The sequence below is a fragment of the Crocinitomix algicola genome, assembly GCF_001661595.2.
Lineage (GTDB): Bacteria > Bacteroidota > Bacteroidia > Flavobacteriales_D > Crocinitomicaceae > Crocinitomix > Crocinitomix algicola.
In genome coordinates this window covers 218,138-242,719 of record NZ_LYPF02000001.1, presented here as the reverse complement: position 1 = coordinate 242,719, position 24,582 = coordinate 218,138, and the positions used below count along the sequence as shown (strand labels likewise).

Annotated in this window: 21 protein-coding genes; 10 read left to right on the top strand and 11 right to left on the bottom strand. The window is 33.7% G+C overall.

Annotated features, from left to right (window positions below; genetic code table 11):
* Nucleotides 1-49: 49 nt before the first annotated feature.
* Nucleotides 50-454, top strand: a complete 405-nt coding sequence (gene arfB / locus A8143_RS01035; RefSeq protein ID WP_070137125.1) for an alternative ribosome rescue aminoacyl-tRNA hydrolase ArfB — start codon at nt 50-52, stop codon at nt 452-454.
* 3 nt (nt 455-457) lie between these two features.
* Here the strand turns inward: arfB and A8143_RS01030 are convergent, their stop codons facing one another.
* From A8143_RS01030 to A8143_RS01010, 4 genes are all read right to left on the bottom strand, one after another.
* Complete coding sequence (locus tag A8143_RS01030; RefSeq protein ID WP_070137123.1) at nt 458-892, bottom strand: hypothetical protein; 435 nt, start codon at nt 890-892, stop codon at nt 458-460.
* Between the two features lie 105 nt (nt 893-997).
* Nucleotides 998-1,441 carry a hypothetical protein gene (locus A8143_RS01025; protein WP_070137121.1) on the bottom strand — a complete coding sequence of 148 codons (444 nt, stop codon included), beginning with the start codon at nt 1,439-1,441 and terminating at the stop codon, nt 998-1,000.
* A 274-nt stretch (nt 1,442-1,715) separates the two neighbouring features.
* On the bottom strand, nt 1,716-2,672 hold the full coding sequence (locus tag A8143_RS01020; protein ID WP_070137120.1) for a hypothetical protein: 957 nt from the start codon (nt 2,670-2,672) through the stop codon (nt 1,716-1,718).
* Nucleotides 2,673-3,591: 919 nt separating this feature from the next.
* Nucleotides 3,592-4,110 carry a hypothetical protein gene (locus A8143_RS01010; protein ID WP_070137116.1) on the bottom strand — a complete coding sequence of 173 codons (519 nt, stop codon included), beginning with the start codon at nt 4,108-4,110 and terminating at the stop codon, nt 3,592-3,594.
* A 268-nt stretch (nt 4,111-4,378) separates the two neighbouring features.
* On the opposite strand from A8143_RS01010, the gene A8143_RS01005 reads away from it, so the two are divergent.
* The gene (locus A8143_RS01005) at nt 4,379-4,834 is read left to right on the top strand and encodes a DUF5362 family protein (RefSeq protein WP_070137115.1); all 456 of its coding nucleotides are present in this window, start codon (nt 4,379-4,381) and stop codon (nt 4,832-4,834) included.
* Between the two features lie 169 nt (nt 4,835-5,003).
* Nucleotides 5,004-5,402, top strand: coding sequence for a DUF7793 family protein (locus A8143_RS01000; protein WP_070137113.1), 399 nt, complete (start codon nt 5,004-5,006; stop codon nt 5,400-5,402).
* A gap of 5 nt (nt 5,403-5,407) precedes the next feature.
* On the opposite strand, the gene A8143_RS00995 is transcribed toward A8143_RS01000, so the two are convergent.
* Both A8143_RS00995 and A8143_RS00990 read right to left on the bottom strand, forming a co-directional pair.
* Complete coding sequence (locus A8143_RS00995; protein WP_139134228.1) at nt 5,408-6,796, bottom strand: hypothetical protein; 1,389 nt, start codon at nt 6,794-6,796, stop codon at nt 5,408-5,410.
* Nucleotides 6,793-7,308 carry an RNA polymerase sigma factor gene (locus A8143_RS00990; protein ID WP_070137109.1) on the bottom strand — a complete coding sequence of 172 codons (516 nt, stop codon included), beginning with the start codon at nt 7,306-7,308 and terminating at the stop codon, nt 6,793-6,795. Before A8143_RS00990 ends, A8143_RS00995 begins: the two co-directional genes overlap by 4 nt.
* 141 nt (nt 7,309-7,449) lie before the next feature.
* On the opposite strand from A8143_RS00990, the gene A8143_RS00985 reads away from it, so the two are divergent.
* From A8143_RS00985 to A8143_RS00960, 6 genes are all read left to right on the top strand, one after another.
* On the top strand, nt 7,450-7,830 hold the full coding sequence (locus A8143_RS00985; RefSeq protein ID WP_070137107.1) for a DUF7793 family protein: 381 nt from the start codon (nt 7,450-7,452) through the stop codon (nt 7,828-7,830).
* A gap of 1 nt (nt 7,831) precedes the next feature.
* Nucleotides 7,832-8,473 (top strand): hypothetical protein, encoded by a 642-nt coding sequence (locus A8143_RS00980; protein ID WP_139134227.1) that lies wholly within the window; start codon nt 7,832-7,834, stop codon nt 8,471-8,473.
* A 113-nt stretch (nt 8,474-8,586) separates the two neighbouring features.
* A complete protein-coding gene (locus A8143_RS00975) occupies nt 8,587-9,135 on the top strand; it encodes an RNA polymerase sigma factor (RefSeq protein WP_070137103.1) in 549 nt (182 codons plus the stop codon).
* A 47-nt stretch (nt 9,136-9,182) separates the two neighbouring features.
* A complete protein-coding gene (locus tag A8143_RS00970) occupies nt 9,183-10,196 on the top strand; it encodes a FecR family protein (protein WP_070137101.1) in 1,014 nt (337 codons plus the stop codon).
* Nucleotides 10,187-12,844, top strand: coding sequence for a TonB-dependent receptor (locus tag A8143_RS00965; RefSeq protein ID WP_070137099.1), 2,658 nt, complete (start codon nt 10,187-10,189; stop codon nt 12,842-12,844). The genes A8143_RS00970 and A8143_RS00965 overlap by 10 nt, the downstream gene beginning before the upstream one ends.
* 285 nt (nt 12,845-13,129) lie before the next feature.
* Nucleotides 13,130-13,846 (top strand): RluA family pseudouridine synthase, encoded by a 717-nt coding sequence (locus A8143_RS00960; RefSeq protein ID WP_070137096.1) that lies wholly within the window; start codon nt 13,130-13,132, stop codon nt 13,844-13,846.
* Here A8143_RS00960 and A8143_RS00955 read toward each other — a convergent pair.
* From A8143_RS00955 to gyrA, 3 genes are all read right to left on the bottom strand, one after another.
* Nucleotides 13,809-14,339, bottom strand: coding sequence for a GNAT family N-acetyltransferase (locus A8143_RS00955; protein ID WP_070137094.1), 531 nt, complete (start codon nt 14,337-14,339; stop codon nt 13,809-13,811). The two genes, A8143_RS00960 and A8143_RS00955, sit on opposite strands and share 38 nt — an antisense overlap.
* 80 nt (nt 14,340-14,419) lie before the next feature.
* Nucleotides 14,420-15,619 (bottom strand): tetratricopeptide repeat protein, encoded by a 1,200-nt coding sequence (locus tag A8143_RS00950; protein WP_139134226.1) that lies wholly within the window; start codon nt 15,617-15,619, stop codon nt 14,420-14,422.
* A 229-nt stretch (nt 15,620-15,848) separates the two neighbouring features.
* Nucleotides 15,849-18,371 (bottom strand): DNA gyrase subunit A, encoded by a 2,523-nt coding sequence (gene gyrA / locus A8143_RS00945; RefSeq protein WP_070137087.1) that lies wholly within the window; start codon nt 18,369-18,371, stop codon nt 15,849-15,851.
* Nucleotides 18,372-18,698: 327 nt separating this feature from the next.
* On the opposite strand from gyrA, the gene A8143_RS00940 reads away from it, so the two are divergent.
* Nucleotides 18,699-21,257: an ATP-dependent Clp protease ATP-binding subunit gene (locus A8143_RS00940; RefSeq protein ID WP_070137086.1), complete on the top strand. Its 2,559-nt coding sequence runs from the start codon at nt 18,699-18,701 to the stop codon at nt 21,255-21,257.
* Nucleotides 21,258-21,374: 117 nt separating this feature from the next.
* On the opposite strand, the gene A8143_RS00935 is transcribed toward A8143_RS00940, so the two are convergent.
* Both A8143_RS00935 and A8143_RS00930 read right to left on the bottom strand, forming a co-directional pair.
* Entirely contained in the window at nt 21,375-23,663 is a 2,289-nt protein-coding gene (locus A8143_RS00935) for an OmpA family protein (protein WP_070137084.1), read from the bottom strand.
* 6 nt (nt 23,664-23,669) lie between these two features.
* Entirely contained in the window at nt 23,670-24,581 is a 912-nt protein-coding gene (locus A8143_RS00930; RefSeq protein ID WP_083261164.1) for a PorP/SprF family type IX secretion system membrane protein, read from the bottom strand.
* Nucleotide 24,582: the final 1 nt, after the last annotated feature.

Below are 24,582 nucleotides of genomic sequence, written 5' to 3'. Positions count from 1 at the left end.
CTCGACCTTTATTTTCACAACCTTTTTGATAATTAACCGTTTGCTAAGTATGCGAAAGGAGGTTTTATTGACAGAATTAAAATATAAAACAGCGAGGAGTTCAGGCCCTGGTGGTCAAAATGTGAACAAAATTGAATCTAAAGTTTATCTATTTTTTAATGTGAGGAACTCCCTTGGTCTAACTGAAAATGAAAAAAGTAGAGTAGAAGAGAAGCTTAAAAACCTAATTAATCTACAAGGAGATTTAATTTTAAATTGTGATGAATCTCGAAGTCAATTGAAAAATAAGACAATTGTTCAAGACCGGTTTTTATCAATTATTAATGAAGCGATTCAAGTAAAAAAGATTCGGAAACCTACTAAACCGAGTAAAGGATCTATCGCAAAAAGAAAAGGATCAAAACAAAAAAACAGTGTAAAAAAAGAGTTAAGGAAGAAACCTTCTATTGATTAAATTTTACATTTTAACCAATTCCATAAAAAGTTTTTCATTTTCTTTCTCTTCCTCCAGTCTTAATAAGTCATCCTTCAAATAAATAATATGATAATTATGATCGAATTCCTCTAACTCATGATTAAAACTTAAATATTTACCACTTTCACTCACGAAATAATTGTAGTTCATCTCTTGAACATAACCCGATGAGTCTACAACGCGATAAAAACTTTGACAATCTTGATGATCATTTTGATGACAAGGTCCAAATTCAAGTGTAATACTCATTTTTTGCCGTTCCATTAAATTTACGGAAGTATGATTCGAATCAAAAGTTCGTTTTTCAATTGAGGTAATATTCCATAATCCTTCCAAGCGATGGGTGACTTTTTGATCTTTATTACACGATAAAAGTGAAAAGAATAGTATGAGGTTAATGAAGAAAAATCTATTCATTTTTAATAAGTTACGTATTTTTCAGCCCGCAAAGATAGTTATTAATTCGAGGGCGCAACTTATTATTTAAAGATTAACAATTATTTCATGTTAATAAGTCAAAATTTAATCTACGTAATTGATTCGAAACACTTTACATTCCGAGGCTTCTAAATTAAAGGTAATTCCTCCACGCTCGTTATCTAAGTTATCAACAAAGTCAATTCTAAATCCAGTTTCTGTTACATCTTTAAGTTGAACTTTATGATTAAAGCAAGCAGTATCCCCACATTCTGGAAAAAGGGTTTTCGATTTAAATATTGATTGTTTACCTATTTCGGCGCCATCCAAGAATATTTTAATATGATCCATGTCTGGATGATCGCCCTGATACAAACTTGCGTCCGTTTCATCTAAATAAACTAATATATCACTTTCATAGGTACATGAGCCATTATCTTTTTCCGCATCAGCATTGAAGTTAGAAGCTAATGGATTTGTACATCCTTCAGTTTTACAGGCAGTCAGTCCAAAAACACCAACTGTTACTAGGAAAAAAATCCTTTTCATATCAAATCGTCTTTTTACTTGCCTATAAATTTATAATTATTTTTGATACACTTTATCCTTTTATTCTAAAACTTCTATTTAACATAATGTAAGCCACGAGATTCGTTTAAAATATTTCAAATCCATATCTTCATAGAATAAGCTGAAATTTATACGATAGTCTTAAGTTTAATTCTAATTAATTGATTTTTAGCTAAGAATGAATTTCTTAACTAAAAATCTTTAAACAAGCTTCAATTTAGTGGAGCTTTGAACCAAAATCACTAAATATCATTTATAACTTGGTCACTAATTTTCGGATTGGACTTCCTTCCATATTCATTAGACTTATAATTACGTAGTTTGGAATTTCTTCTAAAGGAAATATTTGAATAGAGTTTGTATTGACTATGGTGGTAAAAGATATTTCTTTGCCTTGCAACGTATGTAAATTCAAAACCTCTAATTGTCCTGCTTCAACACCTTTAATAAAAATGGTCTGTTCATCACAAAAGAATTTAAAGTCTAACACATTATCTTTAAATCCTAAATCTGTAACTGTAGAATCATCATCAGATGGCTCATCAACACCAATAGTATCTGAATAAGAAATAAGATCACATTCAAAATCTATATCCAGTGAAACTTCATCTTCTGCATCTACACCATAAATTGATTGAGCGAATAGGGGACTGCCAATTTCTGAATACAAGATAAATGGAATATTACCTAGGTCATAATTGAAATCAGTCCAGCCAAGTTCGTGGAAGGTATCAATAAGTTCTGGTGATAATTCTTCAATTGTCTCAGGGTCCAAATTATACCATGAATAGACTAAAACATGAGCCGCATTAGGTATCTTAGTTTTTAACAAGCTTATCAAAGAATCCATCTGTACATGATCATCTTGATAAAATACAAAGTGATTCTCCACTCTTGCTCTGCAACCACCGTTATTATTGGAATTTCCAAAGTTATGTTCGATGTTATAAATAACTGAATCACTCTCATAATATGTTCCCCATGTCAAACACTCCTCAAATGATAGACTAGGTTCAATTACCGCAACAATTATTGCAGGTGAAGTACCACAAGCATTGTATTCACCCCCAAATAAACTTTCATTGACTAAAAATTTTGTATTAGAAGCTTCAAAAACATTCGACGGGTTGCCGTAAACATAACAGTGTAATGAGGTTTGACTTTGACAAATGAAATTTAGCATAGCCAATATTAGTAATATTCGTTTCATAGCTTTATTTTAAAACAAGATAGTAAAAAATTGATATAAAACAGTTTAAGAAAATAAGGAAGTTGTTTCAATAATTATCTCGTATTTTTAACTCCTTATTTATTCAGATATTATTGGTCCGCTTAATGCTACTAACTATTTAAAAAGAATATTAAATGATTCTTAGTTCTGTTAAATTAGGAATTGGTTTATAGCCATAATAGGTAATGTTGAATAAAAGTGTTAAATATCAAATTAGAATGATGGATCTTAGAGATTTTTGAAATTGAATTGAATCTTATAATATATATTATGTTAAATAGCCCCACTTCCAAGCGCACTAAGGGTGAAGAGTTTAATTGTCCTATTGAAATAATTGGTATACGCCAACAATTGTTAAAACAATTTCCATGATAGAAAACATAGCTTTTATGATAATAAAAGGTTGCTTGTTAGTAATCTGTTTGGTTTGCTTTGTAGAATACCGTAGAAGTAGATAAGTTGGTATTTCCCATAGAACTTTTATGGAATACCATTTATATGGGTATCTTATAGATTTCAATCCATAAGTAGTACTAGAATCCAAACGTATCCATTCACTAAACGGCATTAATTCATATTCGTAATAACTATTCTTGTCATCATGTCCATGAATATGCTTAACCCTAACTATTTTTGATTTTCTTTCCATACCCTAAATATAGCAATTACAACAAAACAAAAGCAATTGACTACTGCCCGACAACGAGGTCGGCAGTTGCCCGTACACTCCCACCGCACAACCTAAGCTAAGTAACATAATAAGCCATTATATTCATTTCTACGAAACACAAATATAATGCGATATTATGTTAAATAGACCTACTTCCAAGCGCACTAAGGGTATGCTATTGGCAATAGATTACAAAGCGTTACATCTTGTCAGCTACCCTCTTATAAATTAATAAGAAACTGAATCCGATTGCTTGGGTTCGGAATTTATATAAGTGGTATCGTGAACTTCATTATACTGAAAGGAACACTTTTTTTTGTATTCTCTTGGTGTTTCCTTTTTGTGTTTTATTAATTCTGATACATACTCTGTTCCTACTTTGGTAGCTATTCCAGCTAACAAACCAATAAACAATAGTAACAATTTATGGTATATATCCCTTTTTTCATTTTTTAAAGATTTTAAATATTTACGATAGTTCCAGTCGTTTTTTGAAATACATTTATACCCTTCTTTTGTTAGTTTAATTAATGAGTTACGGTATTTAGTTTCCTTTTTATAAGTTTCAAACATCTCAGATGATATCGCTATATCAAACAGTATTTCACATTCTATATCTGTGTAATCTTTAGCAAATTCAAATTGACCTATTTCATATAGACGACCTACCCTGTCTCCTTTAGACCATTTTTTGCATTGGTCTAATAATTTTTGAATAAGCACTTCGTAAGTATCCCCTTTTATCATCCCACCAAAATACAAATAAATCTGAAATACTACTGCCCGACAACGAGGTCGGCAGTTGTCCGTACACTCCCAACACACAACCCAAGCTAAGTAACATAACAAGATTAATTATCATATCAGAATACACCTCCAAACTAACACCTTATAAAATATAACATCCAAAGATTACATTGACTTCTAATTTCAAATGCCTGCTTGCTGAATTACGAAGTGTCTTATTCTGTTCAACTTACTTTTATTATATTCGGCCAAAACTAAAACAAGATTTATGGAAAATGATTTAATTGACGAACAACAAATACAAACCGAATTAAGCTTATCAAATAGCGCTGTTAATTATTTAAAAGAAACGGCTAAATGGGCCAATTTTATTGCAATTCTGGGATTTGTAGGTATAGGACTTATGTTGTTGATCGCCTTATTTTTTGTAGTGGGTAACGTTAATTTTCGTATGAAAACATTCGGAGGTGGTTTAAGTCCTACTTCTATTGGATTTATATATATCATTATGGCAGGAATTTATTTCTTTCCGGTGATGTACTTGTATAAATTTGGAACCAAAATGAAGTTCGCGTTAAAATCAAAAAGTAACACTAGCTTAACTGAAAGCTTTGAAAACTTGAAATCTCATTATAAGTTTTTGGGAATCTTTTTAATAGTATTTCTCTCTATTTACATAGTCGCCTTTATTGGAGGGTTTATTGCTGCTTTATTCATGCGTTAAGCCTTACGATATTTTAAACTATAAAGGGAGGTTCAAATGAATCTCCCTTTTGTATTTAACTAAAATTAAATGACTTTTCCCCGTTCATTCATAAAGTGCCCCCCTCTCCTATTCTATTAAATGTTTTGTTTATGTTGAGACTTTTTATTATTTTCAAAGAATTACAACTATGATTCTTAAAGCGGAAAATAAATGGGTACGGGACAAGTACATTGTAGAATATGATAAAGAACTAAAACTTATCACATTCGAAATACCCGATAATCAACATCTTAACAGTGAGGATGTTTTGGAGATGATTGCTGATCAAGAATTGCTTTTAGGAAAACGTAAACATTTCAAAAAATTAATCGTTGCCGGAAAGTACTTTTCGATTGACGCTGATGCCAGAAAAACCTTGGAGTCAAAAATGTTACCTGCAGATATGGAGGCACATGTTTTCTCAGGTTTAGCACAGCGCATCATGTTCAACATGTTTGTAAAATTAAGGAAAAACACTCACCCTTTGAAAGCATTTTCGTCTGTGGATGAAGCCAAAAATTGGTTGAATTCTATTCGTATGGATTAATCATTTTATTTTAAGTTTTCACATAAATCAATATGAAAATCAGTTGCTTTTCGTTGCCGGTTTTCTTTCCACATTATCACGAAACAATCTTCTTCCTTCATCCCTGAGACTATTCGTTTATACCTGGATTTATTATTTAAGCTTTCGCCTCTCTTCATTACAATATTGATTGAATTCATTTTGTTAAATCGATATTTTGCATCAATTTTCAAATCTAATCCCGCCAACCTCGCCAATTCCATAATCTCCTCAATTTCAGACTTGGTCGTATTTATGGTGATATAGTGCTTAATAGGAAAATCTTCGCTATCTACTGTAAAGTGTTTCTTTTGTTGTTTATACTCCTCATCGCCTCCAACCCTGAATTCGACAAATTTTCCATTTTCATCATTGCACCAACCAAATATAGTGGTATCATGATCATCCTGTGGATACTCGAATTCAATTTTAGTAACGGTACTAATTTCAACAGTTTTCAAACTCATTTCAATTAGTGCATAAGTCAAACTGTCATTTTCGAATTTCCGTTTATACTTGAAATTTATTCCCGATTTCAAAGCGATATTTTTAATCCGCTCTAATTCCTTCTCACTCGTATTTTTATAAAATTGAAATTTTTGAGCGTAAGGTAAAACGGGTTGAATTTTAAGACTGTCTTCAATTGCTGTGACATGATCAACATCATGATTCAACTCCACTATTCCGTCCTCTTTTACGAGCCAACCGAATGAATGCTCAACCCCTTTTTGCAAGTCTATGGTTTGTTTAGGTAATGGAATTGAATTTGTTGACTGAGCTTTTATTAGGCTATAGTTCAACTTGACTAACTCATCATTCTCTATAAAAGCATGATAATCGAATAAAATGCCTTTGCTCCATGCATCAAGTTTAATTTGTTCAAGTTCTGTTAATCTCGTTTGTCGACTTATTTTAAAACGCTGACTATAAGCAATAATCCCTGGTCTTTTCTGTTTAAAACCAACAGCTTTTTTAGTTTGTTGTAGATTAGGTATTGGCTTAGAAGCTATTTTATCAATAAAAAGCGGCTGAGTACTTGGTTCGTACAACTCCGATTCTTGTGAGTACTCTTCAATTGTTAAAACAGGATGTTTGATTTGGGTGTCTTTATTTTTATAGACCTGTGCACCAATTTTACTTTTAGCTCCATTTGACTCTGAAGAAAGTCCCAAACTTCCAACCAAAATGACTGTCCCGATAAATACATTTAGCATAATTAAAATTTTAATTTTTTTAGAAAATTTCTTTTTACTGTCTTTTTTATCTGTCATCTCCATAAAAGCGCCACGCAGCTCTTGGAAGTGATATTCCGTAGCATCTCCCTTACTATCTTTAAATAAATCTTCAATATTTTTCAATTCATCGTCCATCTTCATTCGCTATCTATTGTTAAATATTTAGTTGAATAGAGTTCTTTCAACTTTAATCGTCCTCTCCGCAATCGTTGTTTTACAGCTGATTCTGAAGAGTTTTGTAGTTCTGCCACTTCACGTATAGAGAAACCGCTTATTTCGAACAAAATCAATGATTCTCTTTGATCATCTGGAAGCTTACCGAGAATCTCATAAAACACAGTTAATTCAAGTCTTTGAGAAGAATCGGCATTGCAATCAATAATTCGATTAGCTTCTTCATCACTATCCCAACGTCCAACTTTGCGTTTTCTATTTTGATTTGATAAAATTCTAATTGCTATACTGAATAAGAATGAAAGAAATGCCTTTTCCGATCTCAGAGTTTCAAATTTCTCAAACGCTTTGAGCAATGTTTCATGCATCAAATCTCGATAATCACCATCACCATAAACTCGAACTCTACAAAAACGTTCAAACCGTTCATGAACCGGTTCGTACAATTTAAGAAAAGCTATTTGTTTTGTTTTTGACATTTAAATTTTAAGACGTTACTCTGTAAGTGTCAATTAACCTTTAAAAGTTACATGTTAACTAAAAAAATATTATTCCGTCAAGTCTTTTTGGGGTAATTGGACCAAACTTTTTATTTTCGAGTCCTACTAATAATACTGCTGTTGAATTCCATTATCAAAAATAAAAATTCTACAATCCATATAATAGATAATTCTATTTTTCATGTTATTTATAAAGAGGAGGCCGTCTTAACAATTGAAGATTTAAGTCAGAATTTTGAACAATATGAAGAATGGTCAAAAGGAATATCAAAATTAGTTATACACGAATTTAGACCCTATTGCAGCGCAACCCTAGATGCTAGAAAATATGCTTTAACAGTACCGGTAAAAGCAAAAGCCGAAGCATTTATATTTAATTCCTTAGCACAACGATTATTGGTTCGCTTTCACTTATTAAGTTCAAAGAATAAACATCCAATGAAAGTGTTTTCAGATATTAGCAAAGCTAAAAAATGGTTGAAGATTTATGAAACCTCGTAAAATGTCAATTGTAAGACTAATTAAACTTGTTTTTTATATCGCGTTACTGAATCACGCTGATGTGAAAGCTCAAATGACAGAAGACAATTGGTGGGCGGCCGGATTTTCTTTAGGTCAGTCACGGTTTTTGACCTCGAGTTTCAGCTCAGGTTATTTAGACTTTAAGGGAGAATTATGGACGATTAATTTACAAACTTTTGGACCGGTATCAGGGAAACGTGAACTCTTTTTTGACCTTGGCTTTTACCTACCTCGTGTCATTTTATCGAATAAAGAGATTCGTGCAAAATTGTATGGCGGATATTTAGGAATTCCATGGCAATCATTTCGTATAAGGTGGATTGATGGAAGTAAAAACAATGGAAATTTAATTTTTGGAACACCTATCTGTATTGGCACAGACGCCGGTTGGCTTTTTTTAAGACAAGCAGAAAATAGCTCTAGGAATTTTTTTTTAAATTTAAGATTAAAAATAGAGCCACGCTTTATTCTTTACAAACGTCTTATTGTTGGAGGAGAGATTGGTTTAGGTTATGATTTAACAAAAAAAGAATGGAAATCACGTAACAAACACGGCTTGGATCCATTACCACATCAAAATACTATTTTCGAGGTTAAAGGGAAGTTTGCGTGGATATTTTGAAGAAAAGAAATAAGTTTTAAACATTAGGACCTGTATATATTCGATAGAAATGTATCTTAGGTTTTTGTAGAAGTTGCATATTTGCTTTATCTTCGCTGAAATTAGCCATTTTTTTGGAAGATAAGGAGTTAATATTAGCCGTGAGTAAGGGGTCGGAAAAAGCGTTCCGAAAGATTTATGATACCCATTATAAGTTGATGTTGGGTGTAGGCATTAATATTACAAAAGATGTCGACACAGCTAAAGAAGTTGTACAAGAAGTGTTCTTTCAATTTTGGAAAAATAGAGAAACGTTAAGTACGGAAATCTCTATTCGTAATTATTTGAAAAGAGCAGTTATCAACCGCTGTTTAAATCAAATAAAATACAATTCGAAATTTACGTCAGATGAAATTCTCGAAGAAACTGAAGGGACTCAATTGACGCCAGATAAAGCGTTTGAAACGGAAGAATTAAAAAAGAGAATTGATCTTGCTTTAAATAATTTACCAGAAAAAGCAAGATTGATATTTATATTAAAAAGGCAAGAAGGTATGTCTTTAAAAGAAATTGCTGAAAAATTGGATATTTCTCCAAAAACGGTAGAAAACCAAATTACTCGCGCAGTAAAACTGTTAAAGGCAGAGCTAGAACCATATTTAAAAAAACTCAATGAGGTTTAGGGGATTACGCCTCCTATATTGTTATAAAGAAAAAGCGTAAAGCTATAATGAGCCAATTTGATTACATAGAATTAATTCACAAAGAACTATCTCAAGAGATTAGTTCGGATGAATTGCAGGCCTTAAACGCTTGGATTCAGCAAGATGAAGAAAATAAATTCACAGCTGAAACAATTCGAGCAGTTTGGAATTTATCGGATATATCAGATGAAGACCTTGAAGGTTTAGCTGGAAATATTGATGTGAATCAAGAATTCAAATTTTTACAAGATCGCATTCAATCATTGGACGAGCACGACGAAACACCGGTTGTTCCATTGAAAAGAAAAGCCTGGAGAATTGCTGCCGGATTTGCGATGGTTGTTGGATTGGCGTCGACCTGGTTTTTTTATGATGGATTTTCATCCAATCAATTAGTCGAATTTAAGACAGGTAATCAACCGGAAAATATAGTTTTAGCTGATGGTTCTGTAATCCACCTGAATGCAAACAGTACACTCACCTACCCTACATCATTTTCTGATGACACCAGAGAGGTGAGACTGCGAGGTGAAGGATTTTTTGAAATTGCAAAAGATGCTAATCACCCTTTTGTTGTTCGTACCCAGTACGAAGACATCACTGTTTTAGGAACAAGTTTTAATGTTCGAGCATTAGAAAATGAAACATATACAGAAGTTGCTGTAATTAGTGGAAAAGTTCGTGTTGAATCAGAATCAAATCAGTCTGAACTTGAAATGAACGAAAAAGTTCGCGTTAATCGTGATAACGGAAACCTACTCAAGGAAGATCAGAATTCAAGTCCAAATGAATCTTCTTGGTTAACTAAAAAACTTTCTTTCTCAAACACATTGCTTTCAGATGTGCTAGAGGATTTGGAAGTGTATTATAATGTTAATTTTAAAGTAGATAATCCAAGTTTGGTCAATTGTCCTTTCACTGCTAATTTCGAGGATGAAAAATTAATCACCGTATTAAACACTATCTCCACTGTACTAGATGTTTCAATTCAAGAAGAATCGAAAGATAATTATGTACTAGTAGGAGGAGGATGTCAATAGTTAAGTATTTAAGTTTTCTTTTTTTTCTGGGGATTGCGATCACTTCAAGTAGTCAAAATCAACTCGATAAAAGAATCAGTTTCTCAGTCAACGAAGTGGTTATTCCAATAGCGCTTGACCAACTCGCCCAACAAACAGATTTAGATATAGCATATAGCCCATCATTCTTCGCTAACGCTAGGCCAGTGAATCTAAGGTTGGAAGACAAACCTATTCGGCACGTACTCGATAAAATACTACAAGAAACAACTATTTCCTATAAGATGCTCGGTGATAACCGAGTTTTGTTGTTTATAGACGAAACCAAATTAAAATCAATTTCAGGATATATTGAAGATGTTGAAACAGGTGAACGTCTTGTTGCAGCTCGAATTTACACACCGAATAGAAAAATTGGCGCAATTACAAATGAGTTCGGATTTTTCAGTTTAAAAATTCCAGTTTCTTCACAGAAAATCTACATTAGCTCGGTTGGCTATAAGACAAAATCGTTAACAACTCAAGACTTGCCTTTCGGACCTTTTGGAATACATTTAGAACCAGTTGATAATCTTCCAATCGTAGTTATAGACTTCAAAGATAGTACTGAATTTTTAGAATATTCTTCTGTTTCAATGGATCAAGATAATATAATCGAAATCTCAGAACGTTTAGCGCAATTCTCCCCTAGTTTAAATGGTCAGACCGATTATGTAAGGACGATACAAATGCTACCTGGTATTCAAGCTCAATCCGATGGATTTGGAGGAATTAATGTAAGAGGCAATGAATCCGGCCAAAACTTAATGCTGCTGGATGGATCTCCAATATACATTCCCTATCATTTATTAGGACTATATTCTACTTACAATCCAGAAACTGTTAAGACAGTGAAACTGGTCAAAGGGAATTTCCCAGCGCGATACGGTGGAGCTGTTTCATCCATATTGGATGTTCAAACGCGGGAAGGGGATCTTAATAATTATAGAGGAACAGCGGAAGCTAATCTTTTAAATGCGGCAATATCAATTGAAGGGCCATTAAACAAAGGAAAAAGTTCTTTTTTAATAGCCGGCAGATATTCACCGATTGCTTATTTTTTTAATCCAGTTTTTAGCCGAATGTATTTTGAAAATACAGTCGATGATTTAGTAACTAAATTTTATGATTTAAACATCAAGACGAACTATAAATTCTCCAAAAAAGATCGTTTATACCTGAGTTTTTTTAATGGAAAAGATATCGTTTATCAATCTGCTCTGAGAAATATTGACCAATATAACAGTACCTACTCTAAGTTTGATTTAGGTTGGGAAAACACACTTGCCTCTATTCGTTGGAACCATTTGTTTGGAACAAATTTATTCATGAACATCACCTTAAACTACAGTGACTATAAACATCGCTTCTCTTCGCTCGATGAATTTGAGTTCAGGGATGATGAAAATTATAACAACGATTTGTTCGTTATTGATAACCGTTCTGACAACTACGATTATGGATTTAAGGCGGATTTTGATTTTACTGCATCAAAAACGCACAACCTAAGATTTGGCTTAAAGTACAATTACAGGAATTTTAATCCACGTTTTTATTTTCAGCAAAATACTACGGTTGAAATTCAAGGAGATGGATTAGGGACAAATAATTTTGATTTTGAAAATTATTATGACAATAAAGATATCCCTGAGATTATTGCACATCAATCTGCTATTTATCTTGAAGACCATATAAAAACAAAGAAATGGTATTTAAATTTAGGCGTGAGGTTGACGAATTTTACGAATGCAGAAGCTTCTTATTTAAATTTGCAACCACGATTTTTAGCCAGTTTTTTCCCAACAAAAAAAACGGCAATAACTTGGGTCGGTAATAGGAGGTTCCAATACCTGCATTTAATTGCGAACCCAGCTATCCAATTACCAAACGATTTATGGCTTCCTTCTGATGCAGACATGGCTCCTCAGGAATTGTATGAAACTGAGATATCGTTTGAATATCAACTGAAACCAACCATTAACATTAATACAACTGCTTATTATAGATATGTCCAAAGTGTATTTGCATACCCTGAAACTTTTGAATATTTATCCAATGGTGCAGATTATGCTAATTTTGACTTTCTAACAGAAGGGTCAGGAGAATCAAAAGGAATTGAGTTAAGTATGGATGTTTCGGAACAAAAGAAAGGAATGTTATTGACTTATACTTTGTCCAAATCAACCAGACAATTCGATTCAATTAATTTGGGAAATCAGTATTATTCAAATTATGATAATCGTCATCAATTTAAAGCCGCATTCCATCACACCATTTCAAAATCTTTTATGGTGGGTATGAATCTTGTTTACAATTCTCCACGACCACACATCAATGTGCTTCGATTTAGTGCAAATGGATCTTTTTCAAATATTGATCAAGACCCACCAGGAAAGAAAAACACAACACGAGGTAGACCATACACGAGAGTTGATGTCAATATTCAATATTATAAACAAGGTAAAAAGCTTGAGCACACTGTTAAGTTTGGTGTTTATAATTTATTCAGTTCAAATAATCCAGCCATTTTTGAAGTACAATATATCGACCAAACAACCGGTCAAATCATATCAAATCCATTAAAATCAATACCCGTACTTCCAAATTTCTCTTATAAAATTGGATTTTAAACCAATTGATAAACAGGTGATTAACTGTTCTTAACAAAAAAAACACAAAAAAATATTATTTTTTTTAGGGGAAAAGTCATTTAAGATTGTATTGATTATGAAGATTAGTAGAAAATTTTCATATTAAAAAAGTTGGTTGCGGTAAAGGGGACAAGAAACAAAGGTTTCAGTCCCCTTTTCACTTTTAATACACTTACCAATTTAAAGAAAGTTTTTTTAGCAAATCTTATTCTAGAATTTCTTGTGTTGTAGCGATCAAAAACATATTCTTCTATATTTACCGGAATGAAAATTGAAAACCTTTACGAGGATGAAGATTTATTGGTCGTAAATAAGCCAAATAATATACTAGTATACCCTTCTTATTACGCTAGAAATATAAAAGGACCAACCTTAATTGATTTAATAGATTTTGGGGAATTTAAGATTCACACTGTTCATCGTTTGGACTTTAAAACATCGGGAATTGTTATTTTTTCTAAAAACAAAGCCTCGGCACAGTCCTTACAAGAACAATTTGCAAATCAATTAATCCAGAAGGAATATTATGCGATAGTCAGAGGTTACACAGAATCTGAAGGTGTGATTGATACACCCATTAAAAATTCGGAATCGAAAGAATATAAAACAGCTTTAACCTATTATAAAACCGCCCAGCAGCAAGAAACACCTATTCCGGTACAACCCTATTCAACAAGTCGATACAGCTTAATTAAACTTTACCCTAAAACGGGACGTCAACACCAACTTAGAAAGCACATGAACAAAATTAGCCACCCAATAATTGGGGATCATCGTTATGGAAATCGGCACCATAACAAAATGTTTGTTGAAGAGTTTGGTTTATCTAACCTATTTTTACACGCCAGAAAAATAGTCTTTCAACACCCGAAAAGTCAGGAAGAAATTAAAATAATTGCACCACTACCCCATTTTTGGTTTACTGCATATCGCTATTTAGGGTTCAACCCAAGTCTTTCCAATAATAATCAAAATTACTAGGGTTAACTAGCTTTCTACTTTTTATGGGGTGTACTTTTGCAAAGTCTTCAGAATGGGTAAATTTATATCCCATTCTTTCATACCAATTTTTAATTCTAATTTTAAATGGCACTTCAATTCCTTTAGGTCTCAAAATTTCTAATTGAATCGCTCTTGCTCCATTTTCTTTTGCTGCAATCTCAACTTCTTCTACCAAAGCCCTTCCTATTCCTTTTCCTGCTAAATCAAAATCGCTTCCAAGCAAACTAAAAACAAAAACTCCTGGTTCACGTTCATAATAATGAATTCCTCCTCCAACTTGATTATGCCAATAAGCAATTATAATTTCTCCTTTTTCAATAAGTTTATTATAATCAACAAAACTAATCCGCTCATATTCATGTCCCCAAACCTCTACCTCAGTCAACCTATACGCTGTAATTATAATATCGTAAAGCTCCTTTCTATCCTTTGTAGGAATAAGATATTCAGACGATCTTCTTAATCTTATCATATTTGACACAAAAAAAATCCCATTTGATGCGATTTTACGTCTATCAAATGGGATTTTGTAATTAAAAAATTAAGCTAGTGTTAACCTTTAAGCTCTGCAATTTTTGCTTTAGTTGCCTTAAAGTTTTCAACATCTCCGGATTTTCCGTAAGCCATTTTTAAGGCTTCTAATATTTGTAAATCATTCTCTTTTAATGAGTCGGCTTTTTCTAACCATTCAACAGAACTTGCAAAAAACTCTTTCTTTTTTGCGATGAGAACTTCATACTGAGGATCAGATATTGAAAGTTCATTCGCAGCATTATTAGCATCAGCTCCTTTATTAAAGAAGAATACACCTAAAGAGTACATGGCGTCGGTATTTTTCGAATCTAATTCAACCGTTTTTTTGTAAGCTGCTTCAGCTTTATCTAAAGCCCCCATGTTTTCATATATAATACCAGACGTGTAAACAAGAGAAATATTACTTGGATCTAACTTAATCGCTTCACCAATAATATTACCGGCTTCTTCATTTCTTTTTTGATCAATATAGAAGTTTGTCATTTGGATTAAAACTTCGAGATTCTCAGGATATTTAGCTACGGCAGCTTTTAATTCTTTTTCAGCTTCCTCTGCTCTTCCTAATTCAGTTAAAGCTTCAGCTAAAAAACCTGTACTTTGAGCAACATTATAATTTACTTCTACACATTTTTTGAATGCTTCAGCTGCTGTTTCGTACTCTTTTTCGATGATTGCAGCTTGTCCACCAAAGAAATAAAATGAAGAGTCAGTTATTCCTAAAACTTCTCCAAATTGAGCAGCACCTAAAAGTCCACCCATCGCCATTTGATACTTTTCTTCTCCATATGCGGCTATTCCTTGGTTCGACAACAATGCTCTCCAGTAGTTTGCAAAATCATCTACGTCATCTTCATATCTTCCTTTTCTATCAACTTCTTTTGAATGTTTTAAATACGAAAATCCGTCTTCAACTGTTTTCTCAACATTTAAACCCTGAAACGAGGCAGAATCTAGAGCATAAGCCATTGTTGTACTGATATAGATTTTCCCAGCATACATCAAACATTTTGGATCCTCTTTAGTATCTTCATGTTTGAGCGCATTATCAATATATCCTTTTGCCTCAATAATTGATTTAACAGCCTCTTCCGCTTTTTGTTGTTGGAAATTAGACTCATAATCTTTGTATGCCAAAGCAGCGTTCGTTACATTACTTTTTTGAGCTATACTTGCTCCAGCAATTAAGGCAATACCGAATGTTAAAAATATTTTTTTCATTAAATTTTTTTTTCGTTTTATACTTGATGCAGAAATTGTGTGTTTCCATAAATTACAAACCAATTTCTATGCCATTCCACAAAAATAAGCAATGATTCTTAATAATTCAAAGGGTTAAGCGCCAAACTTTTTTAAATATGAAGGACTTTTTTTCAAAACGAAAATCACAAAACAAAAAAGCCAATAGAATTACTCCATTGGCTTTCTCATATTATCTATTTGATAAAGTCTATTCCTCTTCAGAGTCATTTATTTGATCTGTAATAATTGGGTTTCCATCTTCATCTAATTCTACTTCATCTTCTTCTTCACGATCGCGATACACCTTAGCCACAGCAGCAATTTCATCTCCACCTCTCAAGCTAATTAATTTTACGCCTTGGGTCGCTCTCCCCATAACTCTTAATGCATCAATATGCATTCGTATAGTAATTCCCTTACGTGTTATAATCATCAAATCATCATCATCACAAACATTTTTCATTGCAATTAAAGTTCCTGTTTTATCAGTTACATTAATTGTTTTAACACCTTTCCCTCCTCTATTTGTAATTCGATAATCAGAAACCTCTGAACGTTTACCATAACCATTACTAGAAACAACTAAGACATTCGCCTCTTCGTTTTCAACCGCAATCATCCCTACTACTTCATCATTATCGTCAGCTAAGGTAATACCTCTTACACCAGAAGCTGTTCGACCCATGAATCTCACTTTTTCTTCATTAAATCGTATGGCTTTACCTGATTTTAGCGCAAGCATAATTTCGTTCGAACCATTTGTCAACTTCGCCTCTAATAGCTCATCTCCTTCTCGAATTCCAATAGCATTAATACCATTCGTTCGTGGTCTAGAGTACGCCTCTAACTTCGTCTTTTTTATGACACCTTTTTTGGTGGCCATAACGATATATTTGTCTTGAATATAATCCTCGTCTTTTATATCTTGAACATTAATGAATGCCTTAATAGAATCATCTTGTTCGATATTTATTAAGTTCTGTAACGCTCTACCTTTTGCGTTTTTAGCCCCCTCAGGAACTTCGAAAATACGCATCCAGAAACATTTTCCTTTTTCTGTGAAAATAAGCAACCAGTTATGGTTTGTCGCTACGAATAAATGTTCTAAAAAGTCTTTATCTCGTGTAGCAGAACCTTTAGCACCAACACCACCTCTACTTTGAACTCTGTATTCATCTAATGGCGTACGTTTAATATAACCAGCATGTGAAATAGTAATGACAACTTCTTTATCTGGAATTAAATCTTCAATACGCATTTCATTCGCTGAATACTCAATTTTTGAACGACGTTCGTCTCCGTATTTATCTTTGATATAGGCTAATTCCTCTTTGATGATTGACATTCTTCTATCTTCATTCGCAAGAATATCTTTTAAATCAGCAATTTTTAGCATTAAATCCTCATATTCAGCCCTTAACTTATCTTGTTCAAGGCCGGTCAACTGTCTCAATCGCATTTCAACGATTGCTCTAGCTTGAATTTCCGATAGATCAAAGCGAGCGATTAATTTCTCTCTTGCTTCATCTGGGCTTTTAGAAGCTCTTATCAATTTAATTACTTCGTCAATATTATCTGAAGCAATAATCAATCCTTCTAGGATATGAGCGCGCTCTTCCGCTTTTCGTAATTCATATTTCGTTCTACGAACAACAACCTCATGTCTGTGGTCAACGAAGTGAATAATCATATCCTTAAGATTCAGCACTTCAGGACGACCCTTTACTAAGGCAATATTATTTACTGGGAAAGAGGATTGTAACGCCGTGTATTTAAATAATTTATTTAACACAACATTAGGTATAGAATCACGTTTTAACTCATAAACGACACGCATACCATTTCGATCCGATTCATCGCGAATATCAGAAATTCCTGCTATTTTACCCTCATTAACGAGGTCAGCGGTTTTCTTAATCATATCTGCCTTATTCACTTGATAAGGAATTTCAGTAACTATGATTGCCTCCTTACCTTCCCGAATCTCTTCAATTATAGCTTTTCCGCGCATGATAACACGACCTTTTCCAGTTTCAAATGCCTCTTTGACACCTTCATAACCGTAAATTACGCCACCTGTAGGAAAGTCCGGAGCTTTGATAAACTCCATCAACCCTTCAACATCTATTTCGCGGTTGTCAATATAAGCCGTAATCCCATCAACACATTCTGAGAGATTGTGAGGAGGCATATTAGTTGCCATACCTACAGCGATACCAGAAGCACCATTTACAAGAAGGTTAGGCACCTTCGTTGGTAAGACAGTTGGCTCTTCAAGAGAGTCATCAAAATTGAGTGAAAAATCAACAGTTTCTTTGTCAAGATCCGCTAATAATTCTTCCGCAATTTTCTGCAATCTCGACTCCGTATAACGCATTGCAGCAGGACTATCACCATCGACAGATCCAAAGTTACCTTGTCCATCTACCATTGGGTAACGTAATGACCAAGGTTGTGCCATTCTAACCATTGTATCATAAACAGAAGAATCCCCATGAGGGTGATATTTCCCTAATACATCTCCTACAATTCTCGCTGATTTCTTATAAGGTCTATTGGAATAAACTCCCAAGTCTTGCATTCCATAAAGCACTCTTCGGTGAACAGGCTTTAATCCATCACGAACATCTGGTAATGCTCTAGATACGATAACCGACATTGAATAGTCAATGTAGGCTGATCTCATCTCCTCGTCAATGTCAATTTTGATGATATTTTCTCCGTCGGACATATTACTCATTTACATTTTAGTTACAAAGTCCGAAAATAGGCATTATTTGGCTAGGAAATTCATGTCATTATGGCGACTTATTAACAAAAATGTCATGAAAATAATCTTTATTAACAATCGGTATAAAATTTGTTATTCGTATTTTGACAATCAGAATTTATTGGGTTATTTTAATTCTCAGAAATGACATCACAAATTCTGAAATAAACGGTCAAGTTTAACGTCTTATACAATAAAACGTATAAAATCGCTTGAATAAAACGGTTTAAGTATTAAATAAAAGTTGGTATAATTATTTACCTTTAATAAAACGATTAGAAGAAAACTATGGACGCAAATTTTTCTGCACGCGCAAAAGACGTACTCTCCTTCAGTAGAGAAGAAGCCTTGCGACTAGGGAATGACTATTTGGGAGTCGAACACATCCTACTGGGCATTCTTCGTGAAGGTGAAGGCTTAGCAATAAAATTGCTACTTGAATTCCAAGTTGACCTGCAACGAATTCGCTTGGAACTAGAAAAAACATTAAAGGAAAGTCGTGTTAAAAGCATTACAGCGAATAACATTCCTTTGGTTAGACAAGCCGAAAAGGTTTTAAAAATAACCTATTTAGAAGCTAAATTGTTTAAAAGTAATAAAGTAGGCACTGAGCATATTCTTCTTGCTATATTGCGAGAAGAGAATAATTTAGCAACACGCATATTAAATAAATATGGTGTAATTTATGAAAACATTAAAGAAGAATTAGAAGCAATGATTGAAGAAGAGAATTATCCGAAAGCTGAATTCCCGGGCAATGCTGAAGAAAGCGATGAACAAGGGAATGAAGGTTCAGGATACAAAGGCAGTTCAAGTTCAAAACGAACTGCTGACGGCAAATCTAAAACTCCTGTTCTTGACAACTTTGGCCGCGACTTAACAGCAATGGCCGAAGAAAACAAGTTAGATCCTATCGTAGGAAGAAAACTTGAAATTGAGCGAGTTTCGCAAATTTTGTCAAGGAGAAAGAAAAATAACCCCATTTTAATTGGTGAACCAGGTGTTGGTAAGTCTGCAATCGCAGAAGGATTGGCATTAAGAATTGTACAAAAGAAAGTCTCAAGGATTTTATTCAATAAACGAATCATTTCTTTAGACCTGGCTAGTTTGGTAGCCGGGACAAAATATAGAGGACAATTCGAAGAGAGAATGAAAGCCGTAATGAATGAGCTGGAAAAGTCGAGAGATATTATTTTATTCATTGACGAAATTCATACAATAATTGGTGCTGGTGGTGCTTCCGGATCTCTTGATGCTTCGAATATGTTTAAACCGGCTTTGGCTCGGGGTGAAATTCAGGTAATCGGTGCTACAACGTTAGATGAATTTAGACAGTATGTTGAAAAAGATGGCGCACTTGAGAGAAGATTTCAAAAGGTATTGATTGAACCAACAAATATTGCTGAGTCAATCGAGATTTTGAACAATATTAAAGAACGTTATGAAGATCATCACAATGTTACTTATACGGAAGAAGCAATTGAAGCATGTGTAAAATTGACGGAACGATACATGTCTGACAGAAACTTACCGGACAAAGCGATTGATGCGATGGATGAAGTTGGTTCACGCGTACACATTACAAACATAAATGTGCCAAAAGAAATTACAGAACTGGAGAAAAAGATCGAAGAAATCAAAGATAAAAAAGGCGATGTAATTAAAAGTCAACAGTACGAAAAAGCAGCAGAGTTAAGAGATACAGAGAAAAATTTACAAGCTGAATTAGAAAAGGCGCAAGAACGATGGGAAGAGGCTGCAAAAGAAAACCGTGTAGTTGTATCGGAGGATAATGTTGCTGAAGTTGTATCAATGATGACTGGTATTCCGTTAAGAAAAGTTTCAGAGTCGGAAACGGGTCGAATCATGAACCTGGGTGAAACAATTAAAGGGAATGTAATCGGACAAGACGCAGCGGTTGCAAAAGTTGTTAAAGCCATTCAACGTAACCGCGCTGGTTTAAAAGATCCTAACAAACCAATTGGATCCTTCTTCTTTCTTGGACCAACAGGTGTAGGTAAAACACAGCTAGCTAAAGTTTTAGCGCGAACAATGTTTGATTCTGAAGATGCATTAATTCGTGTAGACATGTCTGAATACATGGAGAAATTTTCGATTTCAAGATTAGTTGGAGCACCTCCGGGATACGTAGGATATGAAGAAGGCGGACAATTAACAGAAAAAGTTCGACGTAAGCCTTATTCAATAATTTTGCTTGATGAAATTGAAAAAGCGCATCCAGATGTTTTCAACATTCTTTTACAAGTTTTAGATGATGGACACATGACGGACGGATTAGGCCGTAAAATCGACTTCAAAAACACAATAATTGTAATGACTTCGAATATTGGAGTTAGACAGCTTCAAGACTTTGGAACTGGTGTTGGGTTTGGAACAAAGGCGCAACAGTCTCAATTAGAAGAAAATTCTCAAAAAATCATTCAAAATGCGCTAAAAAAGGCATTCTCACCTGAATTCTTAAACCGTATTGATGACATGATTATTTTCAATTCTTTAACACGTAAAGATATTCATGAGATAATTGATATTGAATTAAAGAAGTTATATAGCAGAATTGATGAATTAGGTTATGGGATTGAAGTTGCGGAAGATGCGAAAGATTTTATTGCTGATAAAGGGTACGACGAAAAGTATGGCGCTCGACCATTGAATAGAGCAATTCAAAAATACATTGAAGATCCTTTAGCGGAAGAAATAATCAATTCTACACTTACTGAAGGTGATACAATCAAAATTTCCTACAACAAAAAGAAGGAAGAGGTTGATATTAAAATTGAAAAAGATAAAAAACCTCCAAAGAAAAAGGAAACAAAAAAAGAAGAGTAACACGAAGTGTTACGAATAAAAAAACTCCCGACTTTGATTAAGTCGGGAGTTTTTTTATTGTAATTTCTACTCTAATTATATCCAATCGAAAAACTTTCCAATGATTACGGTTTTACCTTAATAAAGATGAATTTCAGCACGCCTGTTTAAGGCATCATTTTCCTTGTCCACAAGTTTCGATTCACCATAAGCATTCACTATAAATCGACTTTTATCTATCCCTTTACGAACGAAATAATCGACAATCCAATCCCCTCTTTTACCAGATAATATCAAATTGTATTCATCGGTGGCTTTAGAATCCGCATACGCATTAATTTCAACTTTAACTGAAGGATTTTCTTTTAAAACCTTTGCTACATTATCTAAAATTTTAGTGTCCCCGGACTTCACTTTACTTTGGTTTGAATCAAAATAAACAAGAATTCTTTCTCGTTCTTTATTTTGATTACCAAGAATAAACGACAAATGGTCTTCTTCAACTGTGCTCAACGCGTTCGTATTATCATATCCTAAAGGTCTGAATGTGAAATACCCATTTTGACCTTTTTTCAACCCAGCCACTTTTTTACCATATCGATCATAAATATATAAAGTGAAATCGTCTTCAATCATTCCATCATCCACTCCACTTAACTTAAACAACAAATTCTTTTGTGGAGGTAAATTTCGAAACCTGAATGCTCCATTTTGATCGGTAATTTCTTTTTCAATTGGCGTTCCATCCTCTAAAAAGGCCGTGACAGCTAAACCTTCACGATTCAATGTTTTATTATTGTCATATTCGAAATACCCATATATTGTCTGTGACGTATATTTAAAAACTTCATCATTTGCGGTGATTTTATCCAATTTAAGTCCAGCGTCAGGTCTAATATTTCTGTATGTAAACACACCGTCTTGATCAGTTTTCATTTGCGCAACAACATTCCCATTTAAATCGAATATCATTAACACAATATCATCATCTCCTGCAGGAACCTTTAATAAGTAATTTTTAGCAAGACTTAGCGCCTTATATTCAAAATTACCATGATCATCCGTCACCCTTTTAATAGATTCGTTGCCTTCTTCATCTACCAATACCACTTCCATCCCACTTGGATATCTACTCGGCTCGCTTTCATAGATCAATTGACCAGAAAGGTGACCTTGATTAAGTGAGATATCAATCATGTTGTCAGGAATCAATGCTAAAGTACCTCCATTCGTCATATCAACTTTCTTGTAAGCAAAAACATTTCGCTTATCGCCAATCATATCAACTCCTTCACCAGCACCTTTAAGCGTCAATTCTAACTCTCCTTTATTATCGTTGTCAGCACGAATTGCGTATAATTTGTCTGGATCGACCTCTGTGATAATAAATTCACCATTTTCATTTGTAGTAGTCTCAAAAAGAACAAATTCATTTTCATCCAATACTTGAACTTTTACATTTGCAGCATTTGCATCTAAGTTTTTGTACCTGAACTCTCCAGTAATTTCATTTCTAATCGTCACTATTCGAACCATATCGAAATAGAACAAATCATCGTTACCATTTCTATTAGACGAAAAAAATCCTTTTTCCATGCCCGGTTGAACGAAAACACCAAAATCATCAGCTTTAGAGTTAACTCCTTTTAAATTCTCCGGTTCAATTTTAGTGTCCAGAACTTTCCAATATACATCTAGATCCTGCCCTGCCTTCCATCCGTTTGAAGCAAAGAACAAAATACGATCAATTAAAAACGGGAACACATCATCTCCCGCAGAATTGTAACCAATTAACGGAAGTGGATCTTCCCAACCTTCGTTTGTTAGCTGTGAATAATATAAATCGTACCCTCCATTTCCACCAGGTTTATTAGAAGCAAAGTACAAGGTTCTATCATAAGAATCATAATAAGGGTGAGCAAAAGAAAATTCTTTAATATTAAACGGTAACTCTTGCAATTTCCCAAATTTGCTCCCATCTTTAGTAGCCATATACAATTGCGGATAATTTGTATCATTATTTTTATCCGTCATAACTTTGGAAACAAACAATGTATCCCCAGACCTTGAGAAACAAGCAGGACCAGTATGACTATTTGCGGTGAATTTTTCAGAAACCAAGCGTACACCCTTTACTTTACCAATTGGACTTACCCCTTCTTTAAGCTTACCTTGATAGAGGTTAATTTGTTTTGTTTTACTCCAATTATTTTCGTTTTCTACAAGTGCATCTGGATCTCGGTCAGAAGAAAAATAAATCATATCCCCTACTATAAAGGGACTAAAGTCATTTGCCTCTGAATTGAGTTTATTTTCCAATGGTAATGTTTCACAATCAATTTCAACATGAATTATTTCGTTTACCTGCGCCCTACCTTCAAACGCTAAAAGGAAAATTAAAATTATGATAGTTCTATATATTTTCATTCGTATTTAGAGATATCGTGGTGAAACAGTTTTGGGTTTATTAAAAGCAAAATCAAACCCGACAAAAACTTCATGAGCACCAACGGCTACAGAATTCAATTTATTGATAAAAGAGTCATAAGAATAACCTATTCTCAGATAATCCGTAATATTGACATCGATTAAAAAATTAATGTTTGATTGATTACGAAAAGAAACCCCTAACCAAACACGGTCATAGATTAATGCGCTCAAATTTAAATCTAAGTTCGCTCTTGTATTCGTCGTGTTTTTAAGTAAAAAAGAAGGCTTTAAAGTCAAGTTATCATTTAAAACCATGGCATAACCTAAACCTAGTGTAGCATAAGTTGAAAGATTAAAGGTAGCGTCAGAGAAATCATCAAATTCAATCTCTCTATTCCCCATGTGATTCAGAGAAAAACCTACATAAAATTTACGTGTATAATAGTAAACACCAAAATCGGCCGATGGCGTTAATGAACTTCGACTTTCACCGATATTGAAAATATCCGTTTTGTCTTTAAAATCTAGCGTGTTTGTGTTGATAGAACTATTATATGCACCAATACGTAATCCAAAGGCTAACTTACCTCTTGTCATACGAACGTGATAGGCTCCGGACGCTGCAAAGAAAGTATTTGAAGTCACACCAAGTTTATCACTCGCAAAATTTGCACCCCATGCCAAATTAGAGTTTTTAACTCCAGAGTGAACAGAAAAAGTAGAAGTCGTAGGACTGCCATCCATTCCAGTCCATCTTGAACGATGCAAAATTACCGCGCTCATTGAATTTCTCGATCCCGCATATGCTGGATTAATAACGAATTGATTAAACATGTATTGGCTATAAATTGCTTCTTGTTGAGCAAAAATATTCCCGTTTATCGCCATTAAAAATAAAAGTATAAATCTCTTCATC

Bases quoted from the DNA above. Each gene is read 5' to 3' on its own strand.
- arfB (WP_070137125.1), top strand. From the start codon at position 50: ATGCGAAAGGAGGTTTTATTGACAGAATTAAAATATAAAACAGCGAGG.
- A8143_RS01030 (WP_070137123.1), bottom strand. From the start codon at position 892: ATGAATAGATTTTTCTTCATTAACCTCATACTATTCTTTTCACTTTTA.
- A8143_RS01025 (WP_070137121.1), bottom strand. From the start codon at position 1,441: ATGAAAAGGATTTTTTTCCTAGTAACAGTTGGTGTTTTTGGACTGACT.
- A8143_RS01020 (WP_070137120.1), bottom strand. From the start codon at position 2,672: ATGAAACGAATATTACTAATATTGGCTATGCTAAATTTCATTTGTCAA.
- A8143_RS01010 (WP_070137116.1), bottom strand. From the start codon at position 4,110: ATGATAAAAGGGGATACTTACGAAGTGCTTATTCAAAAATTATTAGAC.
- A8143_RS01005 (WP_070137115.1), top strand. From the start codon at position 4,379: ATGGAAAATGATTTAATTGACGAACAACAAATACAAACCGAATTAAGC.
- A8143_RS01000 (WP_070137113.1), top strand. From the start codon at position 5,004: ATGATTCTTAAAGCGGAAAATAAATGGGTACGGGACAAGTACATTGTA.
- A8143_RS00995 (WP_139134228.1), bottom strand. From the start codon at position 6,796: ATGAAGATGGACGATGAATTGAAAAATATTGAAGATTTATTTAAAGAT.
- A8143_RS00990 (WP_070137109.1), bottom strand. From the start codon at position 7,308: ATGTCAAAAACAAAACAAATAGCTTTTCTTAAATTGTACGAACCGGTT.
- A8143_RS00980 (WP_139134227.1), top strand. From the start codon at position 7,832: ATGTCAATTGTAAGACTAATTAAACTTGTTTTTTATATCGCGTTACTG.
- A8143_RS00970 (WP_070137101.1), top strand. From the start codon at position 9,183: ATGAGCCAATTTGATTACATAGAATTAATTCACAAAGAACTATCTCAA.
- A8143_RS00965 (WP_070137099.1), top strand. From the start codon at position 10,187: ATGTCAATAGTTAAGTATTTAAGTTTTCTTTTTTTTCTGGGGATTGCG.
- A8143_RS00960 (WP_070137096.1), top strand. From the start codon at position 13,130: ATGAAAATTGAAAACCTTTACGAGGATGAAGATTTATTGGTCGTAAAT.
- A8143_RS00955 (WP_070137094.1), bottom strand. From the start codon at position 14,339: ATGATAAGATTAAGAAGATCGTCTGAATATCTTATTCCTACAAAGGAT.
- A8143_RS00950 (WP_139134226.1), bottom strand. From the start codon at position 15,619: ATGAAAAAAATATTTTTAACATTCGGTATTGCCTTAATTGCTGGAGCA.
- gyrA (WP_070137087.1), bottom strand. From the start codon at position 18,371: ATGTCCGACGGAGAAAATATCATCAAAATTGACATTGACGAGGAGATG.
- A8143_RS00940 (WP_070137086.1), top strand. From the start codon at position 18,699: ATGGACGCAAATTTTTCTGCACGCGCAAAAGACGTACTCTCCTTCAGT.
- A8143_RS00935 (WP_070137084.1), bottom strand. From the start codon at position 23,663: ATGAAAATATATAGAACTATCATAATTTTAATTTTCCTTTTAGCGTTT.
- A8143_RS00930 (WP_083261164.1), bottom strand. From the start codon at position 24,581: ATGAAGAGATTTATACTTTTATTTTTAATGGCGATAAACGGGAATATT.